We start from the raw sequence: 3,824 nt of genomic DNA, 5'->3' as shown, positions 1-3,824 counted from the left end.
CTTCTTGCCGTTGAGCGCGACCGGATCGCCCTTGAGGAACTCGATTTCGATCTCGGTGACGGCGTCAGGGGCGTCCATCGGCGACACGGTGCGCTGGTGGACGAATTCCGGCGGCTCGCTCCATGGATCTTCCAGCACCTTGCCTTCGGAAGAGGAGTGCAGAAGATTGGCGTCGACCGAGAACGGCGCGTCGCCGCGCTTGTCCTTGGCCACGGGAATCTGATGCTGTTCGGCGAAGTTGATCAGGTCGGTGCGCGACTTGAACGACCAGTCGCGCCATGGCGCGATCACCTTGATGTCGGGGTTGAGCGCATAGGCCGAAAGCTCGAAGCGGACCTGGTCGTTGCCCTTGCCGGTGGCGCCATGCGCGATGGCGTCGGCGCCGGTCTCCCTGGCGATGTCGACCAGGTGCTTGGAGATCAGCGGCCGCGCGATCGAGGTTCCCAAGAGATAGGTGCCTTCGTAGACGGTGTTGGCGCGGAACATCGGGAAGACGAAGTCGGCGACGAATTCCTCGCGCACGTCGACGATGCGGATGTCCTTGATGCCCATCATCTCGGCCTTCTTGCGCGCCGGCTCCAATTCGCCGCCCTGGCCGAGATCGGCGGTGAAGGTGACGACTTCGGCGCCGAGTTCGGTCTGCAGCCATTTCAGGATGATGGATGTGTCGAGGCCGCCGGAATAGGCGAGCACGACCTTCTTGACGTCTTTGGTCTTGGACATTTCTGCTCCGTCGAAAAGCGGACGCTTGAGGCAATGGCGTCACGGATTGTCGGAGCGCCTTTTAGCAGGAACCGCAAAGCGAGCAAGCGCAGGCGGCGCCAGCCTTCTGATCCAGCCAATGGCGGGGCAGCCGAACGGGTTGGGGAAACAACCTGCTACAATCAGTGGCTGCATTTATATGCCGTATTTAATCAAGTTTTCACCCCCAGCCGCTAAACAACCAAGACAGAGCCGCCTGGCCGCATGTTGGCGCCGAAGCGGCTTTTGCCCGTTCGTCGCGGGTATCCTCGGGCTTGGGTCATCCTCGATGCGCGTTATATCCTGCATCGTCACGGAGCATAATCTGTGGCTTGTCCTGCTGGCCGCGCTGATGTGCGTCACCGGCTGCTGGGTGACGATCGGTCTCCTGGATCGCGCCAGGAAGACCGTCGGCATGCAGATGCGGGGCTGGCTGTTCCTGACCGCGGTCGCGGCCGGCTCTTCGATCTGGTGTACGCATTTCATCGCCATGCTGGCCTATCAGCCCGGCGCGCCGATCACCTTCGATCCGGCGCTCACCATGATATCCCTGGTCATCGCCATGGTTGGAACCGGGGCGGGTTTCGGTCTTGCCCTCGACAAAAGCCGCGGCCTGGCGCCGGAATGGGGCGGATGCCTTGTTGGGCTGGCAATCTGTGCCATGCATTATACCGGAATGATCGCCTATCACGTGGCCGGCATCGTCGAATGGGACGCCCGCTATGTGGTCGCTTCGCTGCTGATCGCGATGGCGTTCTCCGCCGTGGCGATCGGCCAGGCGGAGCGCCGGCCATATCGCTGGTCGCACTATCTCGGCATCGGATTGCTGGTGCTGGCGATCGTCGGCCTGCATTTCACGGCCATGGCCGCGGTGGCGGTGACGCCGCTCTCCTTCATCACCACGGGCACCAATCCCGATATCCTCGAAGCGATGGCCGTCGCCGTCGCCGTGGTCGGCCTGATCGTCGCGGCCACAGGCTTTGCCAGCTACCTGATCGACGAACGCGGCCGGCTCGAGAGCTTCGAGCGACTGCAGCACCTTGCCCTCAACGATGCGCTGACAGGTCTCGCCAACCGGGTCTCCTTCAACGACCGCCTCGACCATGAGATCGAGCGGGCACGCGAGGGAGGCGCGATGACGGCCGTCATCGTCATCGATCTCGACCGCTTCAAGGAGATCAACGACCTCAGGGGCCATGCGGCCGGCGATCAGGCACTCAAGATCATCGCCCGCAGGCTGGCGAAACTGACCGGCGACGGCGAGTTCGTCGCCAGGCTCGGCGGCGACGAATTCGCCGCCATCAAGCAATTCAAGGACCAGAACGAGCTGCTCGGCCTGGTTTCACGCCTGGAGAAGTCCCTGTTCGAGCCGCTGCTGCTCGACGATTTCGAGACCGTTACCGGCGCCAGCATCGGCGTCGCCGTCTATCCGCGTGACGGGGCCGACCGGGAGAGGCTGGTCAGCAATGCGGATCTGGCCATGTACCGGGCCAAGAACGACGTGGCGCGGGCCGTCTGTTTCTACGAATCGGCCATGGACGAGACGGCGCGGGCACGGCGCGCCCTGGCCACCGACCTTCGCCAGGCCATCGAACGTGGCGAACTCACGCTCCACTACCAGGTGCAGACTTCGGTCTCGACCGGCGCCACCTGCGGCTACGAGGCGTTGCTGCGCTGGACCCATCCGGTGCATGGCATGATCCCGCCCGCCGAATTCATTCCGATCGCCGAGGAGAATGGCTCGATCCTGGCGATCGGCGAATGGGTGCTGCGCACCGCGTGCCGCCAGGCAGCGTCCTGGGACAAGGGTCACAAGATCGCGGTCAACCTGTCGCCGGTGCAGCTCGCCCATGCCGATCTCGCCAAGCTCGTCCACCAGATCCTGGTCGAAACCGGCCTGTCGCCGAGGCGCCTCGAACTGGAGCTGACCGAATCGACGATCGTCGCCGACAAGGTCCGCACGCTGCACGTGCTGCGCCAGATCAAGGCGCTGGGCGTGACGATCGCGATCGACGATTTCGGCACCGGCTATTCGTCGCTCGACACGCTGCGCTCGTTTCCGTTCGACAAGATCAAGCTTGACCGTTCCTTCATGGCCGATGTCGAGCGCAGCCCGCAGGCCAAGGCGATCATCCGCGCGGTGCTGACACTGGGGCGCAGCCTCGACATTCCGGTGCTTGCCGAAGGTGTCGAGACGCATGTCCAGCTCACCATCCTGCAAGTGGAAGGCTGCAACGAGGCGCAAGGCTATTTCCTCGGCCGCCCCAAGCCGATCGACCAGATTTTGCTGAACGGAGCGGCCGCCCATTCGCTGGCGGAGATCGATCTGTCGGCGGCTTAGAAAACCCCGCCGCGGGAGGATACTCCCGCCTGCGCATCTGGCGTCGGCGCGGCGTATCTTGTATAGGCTCGGGACCTTCCCGAGGCCTTGCATGTCCTTCATTCCCGATACGACCACGCTGATCCAGTTCGCGATCGCCACCGTGATCCTGGCGATCACGCCGGGCCCCGACATGACGCTGTTCGTCTCGCGCACGCTGAGCCAGGGCCGCGCCACCGGCTTTGCCTCGATGGCCGGCGCGTTGTGCGGCACGCTGATCCACACCACGCTGGTGGTGGTCGGCGTCTCGGCGCTGATCGTCGCCTCGCCGATGGCTTTCTTCGTGCTGAAGATCTTTGGCGCCGGCTATCTCGTCTTCCTGGCCTGGCAGGCGATCGCCAAGGGCTCGGCCTTCTCGCCGGAGAAGAAGACAGGCCCGCGGATTTCGCTGCTGCGCAGCTGGGCGGCGGGGATCGGCGTCAACCTGCTCAACCCGAAGGTCATTCTGTTCTTCATGACCTTCCTGCCGCAATTCGTCTCCGCGCACGATCCGAACGCGCCCGGGAAGCTGTTCTTCCTCGGCGCCATGTTCATCGTGCTGTCGATCCCGGTGACGGTGCCGATGGTGCTGGCGGCGGAAAAATTCTCGGCGGCGATGAAGGCCAGCCCGCGCGTGACGCGGGTGGTCGACTATCTCTTCGCCGGCGTGTTCTCGGCCTTCGCGCTCAAGATCCTGACTGCCCAGGCGAAGTAGGGGCTTTCT

General features: G+C 64.0%; 3 protein-coding genes. 2 read left to right on the top strand and 1 reads right to left on the bottom strand.

Going from position 1 to position 3,824, the window contains the following annotated elements; translation table 11 throughout:
* Window positions 1-723 (bottom strand): argininosuccinate synthase (locus EOA36_RS30155; RefSeq protein ID WP_127280598.1); only part of this gene is annotated, 723 nt, incomplete at its 3' end.
* Between the two features lie 307 nt (window positions 724-1,030).
* Between EOA36_RS30155 and EOA36_RS30150 the strand changes: the two genes are divergently transcribed.
* Window positions 1,031-3,082 (top strand): bifunctional diguanylate cyclase/phosphodiesterase, encoded by a 2,052-nt coding sequence (locus EOA36_RS30150; RefSeq protein WP_127280597.1) that lies wholly within the window; start codon window positions 1,031-1,033, stop codon window positions 3,080-3,082.
* 91 nt (window positions 3,083-3,173) lie between these two features.
* The gene (locus tag EOA36_RS30145; RefSeq protein ID WP_127280596.1) at window positions 3,174-3,815 is read left to right on the top strand and encodes a LysE family translocator; all 642 of its coding nucleotides are present in this window, start codon (window positions 3,174-3,176) and stop codon (window positions 3,813-3,815) included.
* The last annotated feature ends 9 nt before the right edge of the window (window positions 3,816-3,824 follow it).

Origin of the sequence: Mesorhizobium sp. M8A.F.Ca.ET.021.01.1.1 (assembly GCF_003998025.1) — a bacterium.
Lineage (GTDB): Bacteria > Pseudomonadota > Alphaproteobacteria > Rhizobiales > Rhizobiaceae > Mesorhizobium.
This window is presented reverse-complemented; position numbering and strand designations above follow the sequence as displayed.

Bases quoted from the DNA above. Each gene is read 5' to 3' on its own strand.
- EOA36_RS30150 (WP_127280597.1), top strand. From the start codon at position 1,031: ATGCGCGTTATATCCTGCATCGTCACGGAGCATAATCTGTGGCTTGTC.
- EOA36_RS30145 (WP_127280596.1), top strand. From the start codon at position 3,174: ATGTCCTTCATTCCCGATACGACCACGCTGATCCAGTTCGCGATCGCC.